Origin of the sequence: Halomonas kalidii (genome assembly GCF_030010475.1) — a bacterium.
GTDB lineage: Bacteria > Pseudomonadota > Gammaproteobacteria > Pseudomonadales > Halomonadaceae > Halomonas > Halomonas heilongjiangensis.
In genome coordinates, this window is the sequence record NZ_JASCQN010000041.1 from 20197 (window position 1) to 40413 (window position 20217).

Consider the following 20217-nt stretch of genomic DNA (forward strand, 5'->3'; position numbering starts at 1 on the left):
CCGCGGCCTCCTCCGCTGGATACTAAAGCCTAGCGGCTGTACAAAACGATTGGCCATCCGTCCGACTGCGCGGGTCATTTTCCCTTTCATTACTTGAATCCTGCTAAAGGTACATACTCGTTACACGACAACAACCTACCATGTATCCCGAGCTTACGATGCAGAAAGTTCTACCAGCCCATTGCAGACATCAGCCTCGACTAGTCAGAAAGCCGGGCACTGGAGTTGGCCGCGACATTCCCGCCTGAGAGCCGGGCTGTAGAACGGGTCGAAGTTGTCGCCTGACGCCTTGGCCCCACGTCTCAAGCGAGGCAGAAAATACTCCATATGGGAGATAATTGATTATGGCGAGGTATCATCGCACAGCCATCAACATTATGGCCATTATTCCGTTTCGCCTGCGTAGACGTGACATCTTGCCATCCCTATCTCATATCGCTGAATGAGAGTTGACATCATATATCATGAACCATTTCTAAATAACTCGACTTTTCCCACGCTACCGCCCGGGAGTCTGTATATGGCGTTCTCCGAAGCCAATAGGTACTAGCTGTGTACACGCGCCTAACGCAAGTGAACACGATTTCAGGAAGTCAGTTCTGCTTGTGACTACATATCAATGAATAGTTTCTCACCCAGGACGAGATATCCATGCAATTCACATTCAATGCAAGCGCAATCATGTAAGCGCAATCATGTAAGCGGGTACCATACCACTCCTGGGGATGCCGACGACCAAGTCCCAGTCACCGATAAATTTCCGAAATCCCTTGCTATATCCCTGCTTAAATCGCCATATGACTAGAACTGGATCTGCATAGAGATTTCTCCGCTTCCTCACCCCAACACATTCGCAGCAACAGGCATCCCGAACCCGTTCAGCCGACGCACATGAAACGCGTAGTGCTCATCGGGTCCAGACCGCCTCCCGCATCACGGCTTCTACCACATCCGCCACCCGGCGCATGACCTCGGGCGTACGGGTATGATCAACCAGAAACATCAGGCTGGTCTCGCCCAGCCGCCGGGCCACCGGCAGCCGGTCGGCGGGTCGGTAGTCGGTGCCGTCGAAGGCTCGCTCCAGGTAGATCTCGCTGCAGCCCCCGTGCAGACAGCCCACTCCTCGGGCCTGAATGGTCTCGACGATGGCATTACGGCTCCAGCCCGAGCGCAGCGACTCGGGCTCGACGAAGGCATAGGCCTTGTAGCAGGCGTGTTCCGCCCCGGCCGGCGGCAGCGGCCAGCGCAACCCCGGCAGGGCACCGAGACGCTCGCTCAGCACGGCGGCATTCTCCCGGCGCCGGTCCAACCACCCCGGCAACTTGCGCAACTGCAGACGACCGATGGCGGCCTGCATCTCGGTGAGGCGCCAGTTGGTACCGAAACTGGTATGCAGCCAGCGAAATCCTGGCGGATGATCGACCTGCACCTCGTGCCAAGCCTTGCCATGATCCTTATAGCTCCAGGCACGCTCCCAGGCCTTTTCATCACGCAGCAGTAGCATGCCCCCCTCGCCACCGGTGGAGATGATCTTGTCGGTACAGAACGAGAACGCCGCCGCATCACCGACACTCCCCACGCGCCGACCGCGCCAGCTCGCCCCATGGGCCTGGGCGCAATCCTCGATCAGCCACAGGCCATGCCGGTCGGCCAGGTTGCGCAGGGCATCCAGGTCGCAGGGCCAGCCAGCGAGGTGTACGGCGATGATCGCCCGGGTTCGCGGCGTGATCACCACCCCGACGCTCTCGGCGGTCAGGTTTCCGGAATCCGGGTCCACATCGGCGAACACCGGCCTGGCACCCCGGGCCACCACGCAGGATACCGAGGCGATGAAGCTGCGCGGCGTCACCACCACCTCGTCGCCGGGGCCGACGCCCAGGGCGTGCAGGGCCAGCTCCAAGGCCAGGGTCCCATTGGCCAAGGCGATGGCATGGGGCATGTCATGGAACTCGCAGAATTCCCGCTCGAAGCACTGCCCCTCCTCACCGTTCCAGTAGTTCACCCGCCCGGAGCACAACACCCGGTTCACCGCCTCCAACTCGTCCTGCTCGAAACATGGCCAACCTTCCATACTCGTCACCCTCCTCCGCACGCGGGCCTGGGTAGGTATCGGCTCGTCAGGAGCCATGATCTCGGCGATGGCCCGTGGGAAAGACCGTGCGCCACAGGTAGCGCAGATCCCCGGCAAACGACCAGTGCATGACGTACTCACAGTTCAAACGCACCTTGTCGGGAAAGATCACCTCGCGATTGTAGCGCTCCGGGTCTTCCTCTCCGGCCAGCAGCAGCTCCTCGTCCCGGTACTTCAGCGTCGCCGGCCCGGTGATCCCGGGGCGTACCGAGAGGATCACCCGCTCCTCTCCGCTCAGGACATCGGCAAACCCAGGCACGTCCGGGCGAGGCCCGACGAAGCTCATCTGGCCAACCAGCACGTTGAACAGCTGCGGCAGTTCGTCGACTTTCCAGTGCCGCAACCGGCGCCCGAGCGGGGTGATGCGTGGGTCACCCAGGGTGGTCACGGTGGAACCGCCTTCCGAGTGCATGGTCCGCAACTTGACCACCCGAAACGGCCTTCCACCCCGTCCGATGCGCTCCTGGATAAAGAAGCCGGAGGTCCCGGTATCCCGGGCCGCGACCCAGGCCCCCATCAGGATCACCGGCAGCAGCGGCACCAGCAACAGCAGCGCCAGGATCAGGTCGAAGGCACGCTTCAGGCTCCGCTGGCCAAGGCTCAGACCCGCGGCGTTCCATGCCGTCGGCTGCTCGCCCAGGCGACGTTCGAACAGGGCCATCTCAGCGCACCATACCGGCTTCGAGAGGATTCATGCTGCGAGTCCTCAGCCCCTTTGCGAGGTAGTAGAACGCTTCTCCGAACAGGACCAGGGGGTCGTCGAGCTTGAAATCGTCGAAGGCATGGGCTCGTGCCCCGTCACGCAGTCGCAGCGCACCCGCCAGTTGGCCGCGGCGCAGCAGGTCGAGGCGCCGGATCACATCGCCCACCAGCCACCGCTCGACCATTCCTACCCTGACCGGCCCGAGCGCCGCCCGGGCCACCTCCGCCCCGCGGGTCTCGGCAAGGTAGAGCAGCCAGGGAAAGTTGACCCCCGAACTCAACGACAAGCCGATGGAGCCCCACAGCCGGGGGTTGACCTCGATGAAATGGTGGCGGCCGCTCTCGGCGTCATGCTTGAACTCCACCATCGCCAGGCCATGCCAGCCCAGCGCTTCCAGCAGTCGGTGGGCATCGACTTCCAGGGCCGGGTTGACGGCACTCACGCGCAGGGTGCTGGTGCCCCCGGTCAAGACCTTCTCCTGGAGTCGTCGATGTGTGAAGCTAGCGACCCTGCGGCCATGCCAGTAAAGGCAGGAGACGCCCCAGCCATCGCCGGACACGCGCTCCTGGACGATCGGCAGCCGGTCAGGGTCAAGCCTGAAATCGGTCACCATCCGTTCGAGTGCGCGCACCAGCGCATCGCCGCCACGCGCGAAACGCACGCCCTTGGAGCTGTTGCTGCGCCGGGCCCGGGCCACGTACCAGCGCTCGGGATCGGTGGCGCTCCCGGCCTCGGCCGGAACGCCATACTCGACGATGAGCGCCACCGCCACACCCAGGCCCCTGGCCAGTCGGCTCATGCGGTCCTTGTCGTTGACGAGTGCCAGGGTCGCCGAATCCGTCATCGGCAAGGCGACATCGGACGGCAGTCGCCCCGCCTCACGCGCCTGCACCAGCAGCTCGCCCTCCTCATGCCCCGGAATGATCAGCCCGACCTCATGACGCTGGCAGAGCTCGACGATATCCGTCACGAAACCATCGGGATCCCCATAGGGCGAACGATATCTACCCCGCGCGTGCGCCAGGCGAGAGGTCTGGCACATGCCGATCCAGGCGGTATCGGCCACCACCACCTTGACCCCCTGGTGCGCCAGCCCGCGCAGCGCCGAGTAACTGCTGCGACACCAGCCATGAGTCAACAACACCGTCCCTTCGTCACGCATGACACCTCCTGGAACTACAGATCGGCATTTTCGTGCAGACACCTATTCCTCGTCGTCTTTCTTGCGCAACACGAGCACCAGGTGCGACTGGTTTTCGGGTATTCGAAACACCCTGACTATCCGCAAGTATCGGGAAAGGGCCTCGACGATCTTGTCCTGTGTCGTTGCCCTGCTCGAGTTCACTTTCCAGATACCGCCTCCTGCCCCATTACCCTTTAGCTTCATCAAGAATCTCTTCAACGAAAGCGGCAGGGGGATCGATCGGGTATGGATACCCGACGATGTCACTCGCGACATCAAGTACAGCCTGAAGTCATCGACAGGCAAGGTGATCAGGCAGTCCCTTCTTGTCAGACGCGCAAGGTTGGAGAGCGCCAGCTCAAAGTCCTCGAACCCGATATGGTGGAGGACCCGCGAGCAGAGCACCATGTCGAATGCCTCGTTCACCAGCGACTCGGGCAACGCGAGAATCGAGCCGATATGGTCAGGCTCCAGGCGGGGATTGATATCCAGGGTAGTGACCGCGATACCGGTGTGTCTCAAGTAGGCGGTCACCAAGCCCGTGCCCACCCCCACCTCCAGAAGCGTTAGAGGCTGGAGCTCACTTATCAGGGACAATTGATACCAATAAGTCAGCATCCTCTGTTTTCAGACAAAGCGTAAATGGCATTACCCCCACCGGACCGGACACACGAGTGAGCTCTTCATCAGGAAGGAACAAGGGCATAGGAAGAAACGACACGCCATATCACCGATCATCGGCGAGTGATGCAGTCACACCGCCGGCCATGCTCCGGCGGAACTCAGGTCGGGCCAACGGCCGGCAGATGGCTCCTAGCCCGCAGGTAGGACGTCATTCTCTCGCACACCCGGCCATCGTTCAGTGCGGCATGGCGAGCCGTGAACCCGGCCAGGCGCGCATCGTGATGCCCCTCGGCCACTTCTGCCCAGGTATCGGGAAGCTGGGACCAATCGGCGATCACCGGGCCCGGCGCATCGTCGAAATAGTCGCCATAGATTCCCACATCACGGTGGAGATAGTCGTCCAGGTCCGGTGCCATCAGGATGATGGGTCGCTTGAGGCAGGCATAGTCGAACATCAGGCTGGAGTAGTCGGTGATCAACACATCCACCTCCGGCAGCAGGGCATTGACATCGGGAAAGCGGTCCACCGACGCCTCGACGATCCGCTGCGAACGCCGTGTCAGTGCCTGGACCCCGGTCATCTTCAGCGCGACATGGCCACGGATCAGCAGCAGCAGCCCCTCACGCTCGAGCCAGGGCAGCAACTCCTCCAGGCGCTTCCCCTGGGCCACGTCAAGCCCCCCCCTTCCTTGCTTCCTAAGGGTCGGGGCATACAGCAGGATTCCGTTATAGTCGCGAGGCTCGATGCCCTCGCCCCGCAACAATGCCGTGGCATCCAGCCGGAAGGCATCCCAACGCGGATAACCCACTGCCGTGACTCGCTCGGCGGGCAGCCCATAGGCCGACATCATTCGCTGCCGGCCGACACCCGAGGCCACCAGCACATGGTCGGGGCCCCGCTTCCCCGGCAGGGCCCGACGCAAGTAGCGATCGAACAGCGAGGTGAGACTGCCGAAGCGCCGGGAACGGGCGTCCCGGCCGAAGCGCTTGAGTGGCGTGCCATGCGTCAGGTTTATCACCAGACCTCCCAGGGAAGCGTGGGCATTGACGTCCTCTGCCGAGTGCGTGACCAGAAATAGCCGCGCCCGCAGCGAGATCAGGATGCCGCTCAGCGAATAGGCCAGGGCCGCCTCACCGCCCTCGTGACGCACCTGTTCGACCACCTCATGGTCATGGGCGAGCCACACCGCACGCACTTCAGGTTCGTGCACGCAGACATGACGATAGAGATAGCGCGCATTGTCGGCGTATTGGCGACCGTACCAGGCACCAAACACCCACAGGCTCGCGTCACGGGGCATCAGCCAGGCGAGCGGACAGAGGGGCAACCAGAGAAGCTGCTGGAGAAGCCGCAGAAGGTAAGCTGTCATGCCAGGATCTCCCGACGGGTGAGTCAGCCAAAATCCTTGCGTAGCTGTTCAAGGACATCGAAGGCGTACAGGATGTCCTTGCGCGACACACTGCAGAAACGGTTGAGCGAGCGTTTCAGTTCGGTCGTCGAGACACCTTCGGTACGGGGCAGATATACCACCTCACAATATGGAGCCAGGAAGTCGAAATGCCCCGTCCAATCGTCACCGATCGCGAAGATCGACACTCCGTAGCGAATCACGTCATCGAGCTTCTGTTCCCAGTTCGTTTCGGGTATCACCTCGTCGACGAAGCGTATCGAGCGAACGATCTCGGCGCGTTGTTCGAAGGGAATCAGGGTTCGCTTGCCTTTCCCGGCGTTGAACTCATCGGTGGAGACCGCCACGATCAGGCGATCCCCTAACCCGGCGATTCGCCGCAGGAGATTGAGATGCCCAATATGGAACATGTCGAAGGTCCCGTAGGTGATCACGGTCCTGCTCATCGTCCATCCTCCTTCACGGGTATGGCGAATGTGTGATCGATATGACGTTGCATGCGATCGAAAACGGTCCGGGGCATCAGTAGCGAAACGATGTGATAGCAGTGTACGAAGCGCATCCCGTTCCACTTCAGGGCACGCAGGTCTGCCCACACCGAGTGCCCTCGGTACCTCTTCTCCACCGCCCAGGAAAGCACCTTGCGATTGACCGCGGCATGTAGCTGGCGCCGCTCTCCCCAGGCGAGCCAACGCGTGTTTTCCTCGGGCAGATGGGCGGCGGGATGCAGCTCCTGAGGATCCCGGGAAAGTCCGCTGTACTCTGGCTGCCACAGGCTGGTGACGGTGGGGTCGTAGTGCATCGCCTCGAGTTCGCAGAGCGCCTTGAGCCAGAAATAGACATCGCCCCCCTGCCGATAGCGCCCCTCGGGGAAGCCATGCAACGCCTCGAACCGGTCACGGCGCAGGCAGGCGCCGTTCACGTGAATGAAGTCACAGCGCGCAAAGGCGGCCAATGCCCGGTAGCGGCTCAACACCCCCTCGGGAACGGACACCACCCGCGGCAGTCGCTGGTGTCCCACCATTTTCTGGTAGGCGTTGACGAATAGATCGATACCGGAATGGTCGGCGATGGCATCGGCGAAGCGTGCCAGGTGGTCGAAGAGCAACATGTCGTCGGCATCGAAGAACACCAGCCAGTCGGCCCTGGCCTGCCTGGCGCCAAAATTACGCGCCTCATGGCCTCCCGGCCCTGGCGCATCACGCTGGAAGAGTCGCAATCGGCCCGCCCGGGCATCCTGGTGCAGCACCTCGAGGGAGCCATCGGTGGACCCGTCATCCACCGCGATGACCTCGAAATCATGGAACGTCTGGCGATAGAGACTTGCCAGCGATGCCGACAAGGTCGCGATCTTGTTGTAGACCGGCATCACTACGGAAAACTCAGGCATCTCAGTGAGCCCCGGGCAGTGTCATATCTGCAGGCGAACATGGGTAGTCCCTGTATACATCAGGAACCACAAGGATTCACGACAAAGCAACCTTTACGCTATTTCTTCCCTGGCCACGCGCGCTTTACCCTGACCACCCTTTTATAAAAACTTAATGGCATGAATAACAGCAACACCCTCGACATACCTCCGAAACCCAGACACTTGATGCTGATATGCGGAAAGTCTTTATAACAACCCTTTCCTTGAACCTTTTTTTCTGCTGCCCAAGATATGACTTTTCTATTGATGATTTTTCTCAACTGAAAATCACATGCTTTATCCAGGCACGGCGTTTCTTTCTTCAGGAAATCCGCCAATGGATGCAACGTCAGGTTGCGAGGGTTTTTCGTAACGCCACTATGATCAACATGCCACTCGGACGTTACTCTATCACTATAGTAGAAACCGTCTATTCTTGTTAATAATTTTACCCAAAAGTACACATCCCCCCCTCTCTTGTACTCGCCTTCCAGAAACCCGCCCAGCTCTTTAAATAACGTTACATGAGTACAGGCAGAGTTCATATGAATAAAGTCATCGAGAGCATAAAATGTCAAGCCATCGAGTCTACTATATATTCCCGACTTGACATTTATGACCTTTCCAGAAACCTTGCCACCAGCCATCTTGTTATAGTTACCGCAAAAGAATCGAAGCTCGGGATTTTGACTTATCATGTCATGAAAGTCATTCAAATGATCAGCATGCATGATGTCATCGGCGTCAAAGAATACTATCCATTCGGCGTTCGCCTTTTGCACGCCAAGGTTCCTGGCAGCGTAACCACCGGGGCCGGGCTCACTCCTCTGAAACAGCGTCAGCCTCCCGGCCCTTTCATGCTGCTGCAGAATTTCCAGGGAGCCATCCGATGAGTGGTCGTCGACGGCAATGACCTCGAAATCCTGGAAGGACTGGCCGTAGACGCAGGCAAGCGACTTCTCCAGATACTCGACCTTATTGTGAACCGGTATCACAACGGAAAAGAAGGGCAGCGCAGGGCCCGGACCGTCATCTCGCTCATTCATCGGAAGCACCACCTCATCGTGGACACCTATGCTCGACCGGGGTCAACGAGCGTGGCGCCTCGCCGACAACTTTTGCCGACAACTATTGCTGACAACTTTCGGCGACGACATTCGCCGTCTACAGGTTGGCCATCAACTGGAAGGTGATATTGCGTTCGGCCAACTCCTGGTAGGTCCCACTGTCAGTCACTTGGCCAGCCTCGATCATGTAGATGATGTCGCAGTCCTTCACGGTGGTCAGACGGTGGGCGATGAGCACGATGGTCATGTTGCCGGCCAGACGCTGGATATCGTCCATCACACGACGCTCGGTGATACCGTCCAGGGCGCTTGTGGCCTCGTCGAGCACCAGTACACGGGCTTGCTGATAGAGCGCCCGGGCGATTCCGATACGCTGGCGCTGCCCCCCGGAGAGCTGCACGCCGCGCTCGCCGATCCTCTCCTCGATGCCGTGCGGCAGCTTGTCGATCAGATCGTCGAGCTGGGCCATGCGCAGTGCCTCCCGGACACGCTCCTCATCGATCCTGTCTCGCTCGATACCGAAGGCCACGTTCTCGAGCACGCTGGCATCGGCCAGGAAGATCTGCTGGGGGACGAATCCGACGCCCGCCTGCCAGCAGTGCAGGTTCTCCTGGGTCAACGGTACATCATCGATCAACACCTGGCCTTGCTGCGGCCGGATCAAGCCCAGCAACAGATCCACCGCCGTGCTCTTGCCACTGCCGGAGGCGCCGACCAACCCCACCATCCGGTTGGCGGGAATCGTCAGCGTCAGCCCATCCAGGGCCAGTTCCTTCTTGCCCGGATAGTCGAAGACCACATCCTGCAGCACGATCGTCCGTTCGGGCACCAGAGGCGTGACCTGCTCGTCCGCCGGGACGGCATCGGCCAGTTCGGCGGCTTGACTGGCCAGCAGATCCTCGCGGATGGCCTCATAGGCCGCCAGGTTGCCGCGGATATGGGATATGGCCGAATAGATCCTCTGGAAGGCGGGCAGCATCTTGAAGCCGGCCAGGGCATAGATCGACAGCGCCGGCAGGATCGCGCCCAGATTGCCCTCGTAGAGGTTGAGCAGGTAGAGCACCAGCAGGATGACCGACGCGAACGCCACCAATTCGATGGCGTAGCGCGGGGCATCACTCAGCCCCTGGGTAACCCCCATCCCCCGTGCCACGCTGTTGCTCGCTTTGTCGAAGCGGGAAGTGAAGCTCTCCTGGCGATGCAGGAACAGCAGGTCCTTGATGCCACCGAACCCTTCGGTCATCAGCTTGAAGCGCTTGGCCTGGGCCTTGGAGACGCGCCGGCCGTTGGCGATCAGGAAGCGTCTCACCGTCTTGTAGAGCAACAGATAGGCGGCGGTGAATATCAGGGCACCGCACACGGCCACCACCGGGTTGTAGACCAAGATCCCCACGGTCATCAGCGATACCATGACCAGCTTGGCATTGAGCTGCATGCACGGGTTGATGATCTTGGTGGTGGTGCGCTGCACCTCCTGCGACACCTTGCTGATCAGCCGGCTGGTGTTCACCCCGGAATGAAACAACCAGGGCTGGTGCAGGTAATAGCGGTAGAGGCGACTCGAGAGCTCGGCCCCCACCTGGGCGCTGTAGAGCGACAGCCGCCAGGTGGTGTACATCGCGAACAGCGCCGCCAGCAGCAGGATCGCCAGCACCATGATCCCGAGCAGGGTCAGGAAGGCCTCGGGGCTCGGCAAGCCACTGGCCTGGTAGACCCAGGCGAGCCGTCCCTCACCCTCCAGGCGACTCATGTCCCCCACCACGGCCATGAAGGGGCCGATCGAGAGCACACTGGCGATCTCGGCAATGGCCATGACGATGATCAGCACCTGCAGCCTCGCGAGCCGCTTGCGCTGCTTTCGATTCAAGAGGCCATAGAGTTCACGCAAGTCCTTTAACATGCCATCACCATCCAGGTTGGATCACAACGGTTTGGAAGAGCGGAGCCCGAGCGGAACCGAGAATTTCACGGTGGCCTCTTCCGCTGTCGCTGGTGGAGTTACGGGCGGCAGCCGGTCCTTCCGGGCTTGCCATATCAGGTCGACCATGTGTTCGTCCGGGTGATACGCCAGCGGAGCCGCCTGCAGTAACTGGCGCACCCGCATCTGGTCGGAGGCGGTCACGGCCCGATCGAGCTCCTGGAGGAACGTCTCGAGACGCGGCCATTCCCAGAAGTGCTCACGGGAGGTCTTGATCCGATGATGCCGTGTCCTGGCCACATCGCCACCGATCAGCAGTTCCTCGAAAAGCTTCTCGCCGGGCCGCAGGCCGGTATGCACGATCTCGATATCGCCATCGGGATGCTGTTCGTCCTTCACCTCCAACCCCGAGAGCCGAATCATGTTTACCGCCAGGTCCTGGATGCGTACCGGCTCCCCCATGTCCAGCACGTAGACTTCGCCCCCTCGCGCCATGGCACCGGCCTGAATGACCAGTTGGGCGGCCTCGGGGATGGTCATGAAATAGCGGGTGATCTCGGGATGCGTCACCCTGATCGGGCCGCCCTGCTCGATCTGCTGGCGGAAGACCGGCACCACCGAGCCGCTGGAGCCCAGCACATTGCCGAAACGCACCATGCAGAAGCGGGTCCTGCACCCGGAATGGGCGAAGGCCTGGCAGATCAGCTCGGTGAGGCGCTTGGAGGCCCCCATGGCGTTGGTCGGGCGCACCGCCTTGTCGGTAGACACCAGCACGAAGGTTTCCACACCCGCGTGCATGGCCGCCCGGGCCAGGTTGAGGCTGCCGAAGACGTTGTTGCGCACTCCTTCGATCAGGTTGTATTCCACCAGCGGCACATGCTTGTAGGCAGCGGCGTGATAGACGGTATGCACCTCGAAGGTATCGAAGATCGCCTCCAGGGAATTGCGACGCTGCACCGACACCAGCAACGGCTTGATCTCGATGCCCGACGGGCCGACACCGGGCAGCCGGGCCAGCTCCTGCTCGATGGCGTAGAGCGCGAATTCGCAGTTGTCGATCATCAGCAGCAGCGCCGGCTCCTGGGCGAGGATCTGCCGGCACAGCTCGCTACCGATCGAACCGCCGGCGCCGGTCACCATCACCGCCTTGCCATGGATGTTGGCTGCCATCAAGTCGGGGAACTGTGGCGCGGGTTCGCGCCCCAGCAAGTCCTCCAGCGCCACATCACGGATTTCACTGATGCTGGCACGCCCGGCGATCACGTCGGCACTGCCGGGAATGGTCTGGATCGGCACCGACAGCGTCGAGAGCTGCTGCAGGATCTCCCGGCGACGACAGCGTGGCGCGCTGGGAATCGCCAGCAGCACCATGGCCGCCCGATGCTCCTCGATCAGGTCCGCCAGCGCGACCGGCCGGTACACGCGCAACCCCTCGACCAGCGCGCCTTCGAGGCCTCGCCAGTCGTCGACGAAGGCCACCGGCTCGTATTCCCCGCCATGCCGCAGTGCCGCCACCAGTTCACAGCCCACGGCACCGGCCCCGTAGATCACCACCGGACGCCGCTGCCGGCGCCGGGTGGCCAGATAGAGCTCGCGCAGCGTGAAGCGCACTCCCCCCACCGCCGCCAGCAACACCAGGCCATGAATCACCACTTCCGACAGCTGCAGGTAGCCCCCCAGCAGCTGGCTGACGACCAATACCAGCAGCGAAGAGCTCACTACCGCCATCCCCAGGCCCAGTATGGCGTGATGGCTCATGTAGCGAATCACCAACCGGTACACCCCGAGCCAGTAGAAGCACAGCAGGCTGGCCGGCACCACCAGGGCCGTCAGCCCCCACAACCGCCCATCGGCCAAAGAGGCGAGACTCTCCCTGTGCAGGATCACCGCCAGGTGCAGACTGGCCATGACCATCAATGCATCGATGAGCAGCAACAGGCACCGCTTGCGTTGCCTCGGCATCCTCAACAAGGACACGACCCACGTCCTGGTCCTCCCCCCTCCCCTGGCCCGTCGCTCAGCGCACATGATCGGCTCCCTGATTCGCAGTGGACCGCGGCTCCTCGATGTCGATGATTTGACTGATCAGCACGGCATCCACCCGGTCGGCATCGAATCGACTGACTGCCAGCTCCCGCGATCTTTCCCCCATGGCGACGATCGCCTCGGGATGCTCGATGAAATGCGTCATGGCCGCCAGGAGCGCCGGGGTATCATCGGGCGGTATCAGAAAGCCGTTCACACCGTCGATGACGGTCTCGCGACAACCCGGCGAGTCGGTGGTAATCACCGGCCTGCCGACGGACATGGCCTCTTGCGTGCTACGCGGCACCCCCTCCCGGTAAAAGGACGGCAGCACGAAGACACTCGCGTTCGAGAGCCACTCATTGACATTATCGACCTTACCCGGGTAAAGGATCACGCCACGCTTCTCGAGGTCCTTGAACCTCTCGGGAGCCCCCCCCTCGGTACGGCCGGCGTCGAATCTCCCGAGAACCACGCAACGCACCCCCGGATACATCGCCGATATTGCCTCTGCGGCATCCAGGTAGTTATTGATGCCTTTCTCGAGGATGAGCCTCCCCACGAAGATGAAGGAGACGGGCTCCGTCACCGGCCTGGTGTAAGGAAAGTCCTCGAGCCGCAAGCCGATCCCGCCCAGCACGAAGACACTCCTGGCGCGCACCTTGTACCGAGCGACCAGGTCCTGCCTGTCATCGGGATTGAGCAACACCAGCTTATCCAGGAGCGGCACCGATAGATGAAAAAGGCCAAGCTGCATCCACTTGACGAGTCGCCGCTTGACACTGGCACGGCCATGACACTCTGAAAAATAGTAACCCAGGCCCTCCAGCATCCCGACCCTTCGCCTGACGCCGCACCAGGCCGCGGCCCAGGTACCCACTACAACGGGTTTGGCGAAATAGCTGAAGACAGTATCCGGCCGAATCTCCCTGATGATAGCCACCATTCTGAAGTAGCAGGATACGATGTTATTGGCCACAAACCCGGCGTTCTCACGCGTGTAGCGCAAGGGCACGACGCCCATCCGCCTTACCTTGGCTTCTTCATCCGCCGAGAAGCGATCCACCAGGGCAAAGACCTCATGACCATCGGCAAGCAACCTTTCCATCAGGGTTCGGCGAAAACCAAGCACGGACGACACTCCGGTTCCAATGAACATGATTTTCATGGTATTCCGATCTTTGAGGATCTGCTCCGGGATGATGTCTCGTACGCCGAGGCAGCAAAGACAGCCGAAGCGAGAAAGAACCAGAACACGGGTGTTCTGGCACCGTAGGTCGCTAATCCATAGAGTACCGGGGCAAGAAACGCCACTTTTCCGGCTACATCCAGCCTTAAGAAAACCCTTGCAGTAAAGGTAATGAACAGAATGAATCCTGCGAGGCCGTAGTAGAATATTACCCCGAACCAGGTGGAATGTATCTCGTGCCTCGTACCGAATCGCTCGTCGACTCCCTGCCCCGAGCCGAGAAAGATATACTCCGGGTAATGCAGGAGGCGTGAATATCCCCTGATATCCGCCTGCGTACCATAGTCAGTCGATTGAAGTCTCGAGAGGGCCGCCCCTGCCATGTCCAGGCTAAATATCATGTATATCACCAGGGGAACGACCATCAAGCCGATAACGATGGCGACCAGCTTGTCCCGATCCCCATGGCCAATGGCAATCTCGTCGTTGAGCCTGAGATATGCCGCCACCAGCGAGAAGAATACCCCCAGTAGCGCAGAGCGGGACTGAGTCAGGAACACCAGGATCACGCTGACCACGGCAAGGGAAAAGACAAGATAGCCCGCCCCTTTCCCTCTCACCAGATAGAAGAAAATCGAGAACACGCAAATGACATAGAAGGCCATCTGGTTAGGGTCGTTGAAGAAACCATTGTATCGGCTGCCCACCTCGTAGCGTCCCAGCCCAAGCGCCCAGAACAGGAAGAGTGCCGCGATACTCAAGAAGGCAGCAGCAGCAACACTCTTTCTTACATGATCATCACCCAGCGCCTGCAATAGAAAGATGAACAGGATTCCGGAATACAACCAATAAATGGTTGCCTTCATGAACACCGGATTCTGCTCCATCAACATCCATACCAGATTGGCGATGACCACGTATGTACAGAAGGCCATCAGAAATAGGACCGTGCGTCGTTCATAATAACTGTGGTAATGAAAATTGAGCGAGTAGAAGTAGGCCATCAACAGGAAATTCAGCAAGATCAGCAGGTGAGCCGGCTGGGGAAGACCGCTGGGCAGCACATAGAACTGGGACAGAAACACCCCCAACGCCCACAGGTAGGCGAGCATGCTGGGTGTCCCCCGATCCTGCACATGGCATACCGGAATACCGGCCATCCCTGGCCGTACCTCCAGGGGGTCGTTGCGGTCAAGGCCGCGGCTATCGGTAGGCATAGACGTTGTAATAGCTGTAGCTACTGCTGCTGGAATACTCCGTCGCGTTGAGCACCGCCCCCCTGACTCGCACGCCGGCATGCTCCAGGCGACGCTTGGCCACCTCGATCTCCCGCGGCGGGTTGAGGCCGTAGCGCACCACCATCAGGCAGGAACCCGCCTGCTTGCCCACGATGACCGCATCGGTCACGGCCATCACAGGCGGCGTATCCAGTATCACCAGGTCATAGAGCTGACTCGTGCGCTGGAGGAAGTCCTCGAAGGTATGCTGCATCAGCAGTTCGGAGGGATTGGGCGGCACCATGCCGCGTGCAATGAAATCGAGCCCCTCGATACCGCTGGGCCGAATGGCTTCTTCGAGCTCGATACGCGTGGCCAGAAGCTCCGAGAGCCCCTTGTCGCCGTGCTGCTGGAAGGCATGATGCAGGTAGCCCTTGCGCATGTCGGCATCGACCAGCAGCACCCGTTGCCCGGCCTGGGCATAGACCGCCGCCAGGTTCGCGGCAACGAAGCTCTTGCCCGCCCCCGGGCTCGAGCCCGTGATGACCAACCGGTTGTCGCTGGCCTCCAGCATGGCAAAATGCAGGCTGGTGCGCAGCCCGCGCAGCGCCTCGACGGAAGGCTCCTCGGGATGCGTTTGCGCCAGCAGGCCACGGAAGATGTTGACCCCATCCTTCTTGCGGCGTCGCAACAACTGCGACAGCTTCCCCTGCCCGACCGAAACCGGCACGATGGCATAGACAGGAAGCCCCAACGCCTCGAGCTGATCCGGCGTCTCGATGGCGCGGTTGAAGGCCAGTTTCAGGATCACGCCCACTATCGCCAGTAACGCGCCCAACAGGCCACTCCCCAGCGTCAACAGCCCGATCCGGGGAGCGATGGTGGCCTTCTGCAGCACGGCCGGATCGAGTATCCGCACGTTGCCGACGGTACCGGCCTTCACCAGGCGCATTTCCTGACGCTGGTTGAGCAGTTGCACATAGATCTGCTGGTTGACCTGGGTATCGCGGGTCAGGCGCAGCACCTCCTGCTGGGTCTCCGGCAGATTGTTGACCTCGGCCTCGAGCCGCGCCTTCTCTTCCCCCAATTGCGCGCGCTTGCGCAACAGCGCCTGATAGTTGGGATGGGTAGGACGGAAGCGCTCAGCCAGGTCCGCCTCGGCCAGCGCCAGTTCGGAGAGCTGGTTATCCACCGCGACCAGGCTTCGCAGCAGGTTCTCGGTCTCGAAGGTCAGATCCACCGAGTCGCGCTGGGCGCGATAGTCATTGAGGGAGTTCTCGGCATCGGTAAGCTGCACATTGACCTGGGGAATCTGCTCGTCGAGAAAGGCGATCTGTTTCTCCGCCTCCTCGGACTGGCGCTGCACGTTCTGGCTCAGGAACACCCCGGTGATGGTATCCAGCACATGGACGATCCGTTCGGGATCGGGCCCGCTGAGCAGGGCCTGGTAGACGCCCGACTCCTCTCCCCTGGGCAGGGTGCTGAAGCGCCCCTGGAGCAGGCCGATCGCATCGAGATGTGATACCCGACGCAACCAGAACGTCGCCCCCGGATGGGCATCGAGCTGACTGATGAAGAGGCGATACCCCGTCGCCTCGTCCTGTATCGTCTCTTCCACCCGCCCGGCCAGCACCTGCTCGTCATCAAGCAGCAGCTCGAAGTGCTGATCATCCAGCACTCTCACCACGTGTGATGCCCCCTCGCGATGAACCGGCACATCGAACCGCGATACGCGCAGCGACTCACCCGCCCACACATAGGGGCTACCCTGGCCATTTCCCGCCTGGTCATCTGGCGCCAGCCACTCGACCAGCCAGCCCAGCTTCAGGCCTTCCATCTGCTCACGGGTGAAGCCATGATTGACCAGGAAATCGCCGACCAGCGGCAGGCGCACCGGTTCTATCTGGATCGCCAGATCGAGCCGGTCCACGGTCTCGCCCATCACCATGCGAGACCGCAAGATCTCCAGTTCCGCCGTCGTGGAATTACTCCCCTGCTCTCCCACGGCCAGGGTCTCGAGCAGCCCCAGGGTGGATCCACGACTCTCGATCTGGATCAGGGTGTCAGACTGATAGATTCTCGGTTGAGAACTGGCGTAGAAATAGCCGGCCAACATGAACACTACTACCGTCAGCATTATCGTCCACTTGTGATCCATCAGCGTCGATATCAACTTGACAAGGCTGATATCGGGCGTATCCCGGGGGGGGTCGCCCCCCCCCGAGTGACTTGAAAGGACAGTCATGGTCATGATCCTGTTATAGGTCCCCGACATCATCGACGGAACCTGCGACGTCACCCGGCAGCGTGACAGACGGCAACAACAACGAGATCACATTGTTCCAACGGGCCAACGGCGCCGATGTCACATAGACGACGTCCTGGGGTTCCAGAGGGAACCGGGTACCCAGCATCAGCCGCGTGGCATCGCTGATATCCAGCTGATAGACGGTCGCCAGCTTCTCGTCTCCCGGCGGATTGCCGCGCACGACGAAGATCCCCGAAGGCTGTGCCCGGCTCTCGTTCACGCCCCCCGCCCGTGCCAGGGCAGCGGTCAAGGTCAGCCGCTCGTTGCCCAGCGCAATGGCCCCGGGCTTCAGGACCTGACCCAGTACCACGACATTCATGTTCTCGGAGCTCGGCACATGGAGCAGATCGCCGTCACGCAGCAGGCGATTCTGGGTCAGGTCACCCTGGCGCAGCATGCTATAGAGCGACAGGCGCTCTTCACGGCCGCCACGGGTGAGGATGATACTGTGCCAGTCGGCGTTGTCACGAGCACCGCCCGCGGCACTGATGGCATCCAGCACGGTCATCGGCACGATGGTGATCGGCAGGGTGCCCGGGGTCGTCACGGCGCCACTGACGTAGACCTTCTGCGACTGGAAGGCGGCGATCCCGACCTCCACCTGCGGATCGGTGATCACTTCGGAAAGCCCACGGATGAGCAGGTTCCTGACCTCTTCCAGCGTCTTGCCGCCCACCCGGATGCGGCCGACATAGGGGTAGAACATGGTGCCATCCGGGCGAACCCGGTTGCCGGTTTCCGCAGCGTCCCGCTCTCCCCCAGCGGGAATGGTCAGCTCCGGATGGTCGTAGACGATCACACTCAGGATATCGCCGGGGCCGACTCGGTACTCGTAGTCCCGAATCCCCTGTTGCAACGACGAAGGAATCGGCTGTGCCTGTGATTCCACGGACGGGATTCTCTCCACCGTGTCCGGTGTGATCTCGATGATATCCACTCGTGAATCCAGCGATTCATCGAGTCGTTTCTCGTCGATATGGCCGCCGGGTGCCATGGCACAACCGGCGGTGACCGAGAGCATCAGCATCAGAAAAAGCACTGCGGCCAGGCGCCATCGCCTGACCGCAGTGCCAACATCTTCATCGACTTCGACAACGTCTGTACTGGCTCTGTATCCACTGATCTCTGTAAGCGGCATCATTGCTCTTCTCCCCAGCTGACCCCTTGGCACGCTACCGCCTCGGATTCATAGGCAGTCATCCGTGGCCCTTGTTCTCGTCTCTGCTGCGGCAACACCCTCCAGGCCCCCAGCGACACCGGATGAATTTCCCTGCATGGCATTCACGAGAGTGTCAACTTCAGTGGCGATACTGAAAGTTTTTGCCGATACATCCAGCTTACCTAGTTACAGAAACCATACATTCCTATTTTCCTGAAGGAACCCCGCTGAGAAATAAGATCAAATTCATTGCTCACACATTGAGAGACACCGATCACATCAACTGAAATATCTCAGACCAGGGAGAGAAAAAGGACTGAGCCGGCCAGTGGCAGGCTCATGGAAGAGAAGGAAAACAACGCAGTGGAATAAGCAGGTGAGTGTCTGTTCAGCAGATGGTCACCTTGACTCGCGGATGCCCAGGTACGCCAACGCCTCAGAGGCGGCGCCGTCATCCCACCACTACCCTCTTCTCCTCGGTCTGCCGATAGCCAAGCGGGTATCTCGACTGCCAGTGCCACGTATCGCGGATCATCTGGTCCAGGTTGCAGGATGCCTGCCAACCGAGTTCGCGGGCCGCCTTGGTCGTATCCGCCCAGAAGGCCGGCAGGTCTCCCGCGCGGCGGGGTGCAAAGCGGTATGGCACGGCGCGACCGGTGACCCGCTGGAAGGCATCGACCATCTCCAGTACCGAGTAGGCCCGCCCCGTGCCCAGGTTGAAGACATGCACGCCCGGCGATTCGACCCGCTCCAGGGCACGGAGATGCCCCCGCGCCAGATCGACCACATGCAGGTAGTCTCGCTCGCAGGTGCCGTCGCGGGTGGGATAGTCGTTGCCGAAGATCGACAGCTCCGCCAGCTGCCCCACGGCCACCTGGCTGATATAGGGCATCAGGTTGTCGGGAATGCCCTGGGGGTCCTCGCCGATCTGCCCGGACGGATGCGCCCCGATGGGATTGAAGTAGCGAAGCAGCACCACCGACCAGCGGGGATCGGCGACCTGCAGGTCCTCGAGCACCTTCTCGACCATGGCCTTGGAGGTGCCGTAAGGGTTCGCCGTCGTCCCCCGCGGCATGGTTTCCCGATAGGGTACCGGCGCCTCGACACCGTAGACGGTCGCCGAGGAACTGAACACCAGCCGATGCAGGCCCGCCGCCGCCATCGCCCGGCACAGCACCAGCGTGCCGTTGACGTTGTTCTCGTAGTAGGCCAGCGGCTGGCTAACGCTTTCGCCCACCGCCTTGAGGCCGGCGAAGTGCACCACGGCCTCGATGGCATGCTCGGCGAACAGCGCATCGAGCAGCGCCCGGTCGCGCACATCCCCGCGTTGGAACGTCACCGCCTGACCGGCGAGCGCCTCCACCCGGCGCAGCGCCAGCAGCGAACCATTGCGCAGATTGTCGAGCACCACCACCCGGTGGCCCGCCTGCAACAGTTCCAGCACGGTATGCGAGCCGATATAGCCCGCTCCACCGGTCACGAGGATGGGCATCGTACACACTCCTATTGCACTGGAACGTATACGAAGGTAACTCTCGCCACCGGCAGGCGTAGGACCAAATCCACTGATCCGGCGATATGGTTTGCATCATGCCCGGCGCGCAGAAACGACAATGCCGCGGCACGAGCCGCGGCATTGAGAAGACGAACTGCAGACCTGGATGACGGCCCCGGTGCTCAGACCCTGAGGGATCCCCAGGAATCTTACAGAAAGATCAGCATGTTGAGAGCAACTTGGCGGTGGGCTGCCAGGCCAGCGCTGGGAGGCCCTAGGGGGTCAGACCCTGACGAATCCCCAGGAATCTTACTGAAAGATCAGCAAGTTGAGAGAATCCTGGCGGTGGGCTGCCAGCGCTGGGAGGCCCTAGGGGGT

General features: G+C 61.1%; 15 protein-coding genes. All 15 read right to left on the bottom strand.

Annotated elements, in window-relative coordinates:
• Window positions 1-907: 907 nt before the first annotated feature.
• A complete protein-coding gene (locus QLQ85_RS12610; RefSeq protein ID WP_282739310.1) occupies window positions 908-2071 on the bottom strand; it encodes a DegT/DnrJ/EryC1/StrS family aminotransferase in 1164 nt (387 codons plus the stop codon).
• Window positions 2072-2117: 46 nt separating this feature from the next.
• Window positions 2118-2792 carry a sugar transferase gene (locus QLQ85_RS12615; RefSeq protein ID WP_282739311.1) on the bottom strand — a complete coding sequence of 225 codons (675 nt, stop codon included), beginning with the start codon at window positions 2790-2792 and terminating at the stop codon, window positions 2118-2120.
• A gap of 1 nt (window position 2793) precedes the next feature.
• A complete protein-coding gene (locus QLQ85_RS12620) occupies window positions 2794-3996 on the bottom strand; it encodes a carboxylate--amine ligase (RefSeq protein WP_282739312.1) in 1203 nt (400 codons plus the stop codon).
• A gap of 42 nt (window positions 3997-4038) precedes the next feature.
• On the bottom strand, window positions 4039-4635 hold the full coding sequence (locus QLQ85_RS12625; RefSeq protein WP_282739313.1) for a class I SAM-dependent methyltransferase: 597 nt from the start codon (window positions 4633-4635) through the stop codon (window positions 4039-4041).
• Between the two features lie 164 nt (window positions 4636-4799).
• Complete coding sequence (locus tag QLQ85_RS12630; RefSeq protein ID WP_282739314.1) at window positions 4800-6011, bottom strand: CDP-glycerol glycerophosphotransferase family protein; 1212 nt, start codon at window positions 6009-6011, stop codon at window positions 4800-4802.
• Window positions 6012-6034: 23 nt separating this feature from the next.
• Window positions 6035-6496 (bottom strand): adenylyltransferase/cytidyltransferase family protein, encoded by a 462-nt coding sequence (locus QLQ85_RS12635; protein ID WP_326521377.1) that lies wholly within the window; start codon window positions 6494-6496, stop codon window positions 6035-6037.
• Window positions 6493-7440: a glycosyltransferase family 2 protein gene (locus tag QLQ85_RS12640; RefSeq protein WP_282739315.1), complete on the bottom strand. Its 948-nt coding sequence runs from the start codon at window positions 7438-7440 to the stop codon at window positions 6493-6495. Before QLQ85_RS12640 ends, QLQ85_RS12635 begins: the two co-directional genes overlap by 4 nt.
• Window positions 7441-7538: 98 nt before the next feature.
• The gene (locus QLQ85_RS12645; protein ID WP_282739316.1) at window positions 7539-8507 is read right to left on the bottom strand and encodes a glycosyltransferase family 2 protein; all 969 of its coding nucleotides are present in this window, start codon (window positions 8505-8507) and stop codon (window positions 7539-7541) included.
• Between the two features lie 118 nt (window positions 8508-8625).
• A complete protein-coding gene (locus QLQ85_RS12650) occupies window positions 8626-10428 on the bottom strand; it encodes an ABC transporter ATP-binding protein (protein ID WP_282739317.1) in 1803 nt (600 codons plus the stop codon).
• Window positions 10429-10449: 21 nt separating this feature from the next.
• Window positions 10450-12423 (bottom strand): polysaccharide biosynthesis protein, encoded by a 1974-nt coding sequence (locus tag QLQ85_RS12655; protein WP_282739318.1) that lies wholly within the window; start codon window positions 12421-12423, stop codon window positions 10450-10452.
• Between the two features lie 40 nt (window positions 12424-12463).
• The gene (locus QLQ85_RS12660; protein ID WP_282739319.1) at window positions 12464-13639 is read right to left on the bottom strand and encodes a glycosyltransferase family 4 protein; all 1176 of its coding nucleotides are present in this window, start codon (window positions 13637-13639) and stop codon (window positions 12464-12466) included.
• Complete coding sequence (locus QLQ85_RS12665) at window positions 13636-14772, bottom strand: hypothetical protein (protein ID WP_282739320.1); 1137 nt, start codon at window positions 14770-14772, stop codon at window positions 13636-13638. Before QLQ85_RS12665 ends, QLQ85_RS12660 begins: the two co-directional genes overlap by 4 nt.
• A 91-nt stretch (window positions 14773-14863) precedes the next feature.
• A complete protein-coding gene (locus QLQ85_RS12670; protein ID WP_326521378.1) occupies window positions 14864-17155 on the bottom strand; it encodes a polysaccharide biosynthesis tyrosine autokinase in 2292 nt (763 codons plus the stop codon).
• On the bottom strand, window positions 17136-18212 hold the full coding sequence (locus QLQ85_RS12675; RefSeq protein WP_456070614.1) for a polysaccharide export protein: 1077 nt from the start codon (window positions 18210-18212) through the stop codon (window positions 17136-17138). Before QLQ85_RS12675 ends, QLQ85_RS12670 begins: the two co-directional genes overlap by 20 nt.
• Before the next feature lie 583 nt (window positions 18213-18795).
• Window positions 18796-19836: a UDP-glucose 4-epimerase GalE gene (galE, locus tag QLQ85_RS12680; protein ID WP_282739323.1), complete on the bottom strand. Its 1041-nt coding sequence runs from the start codon at window positions 19834-19836 to the stop codon at window positions 18796-18798.
• Window positions 19837-20217: the final 381 nt, after the last annotated feature.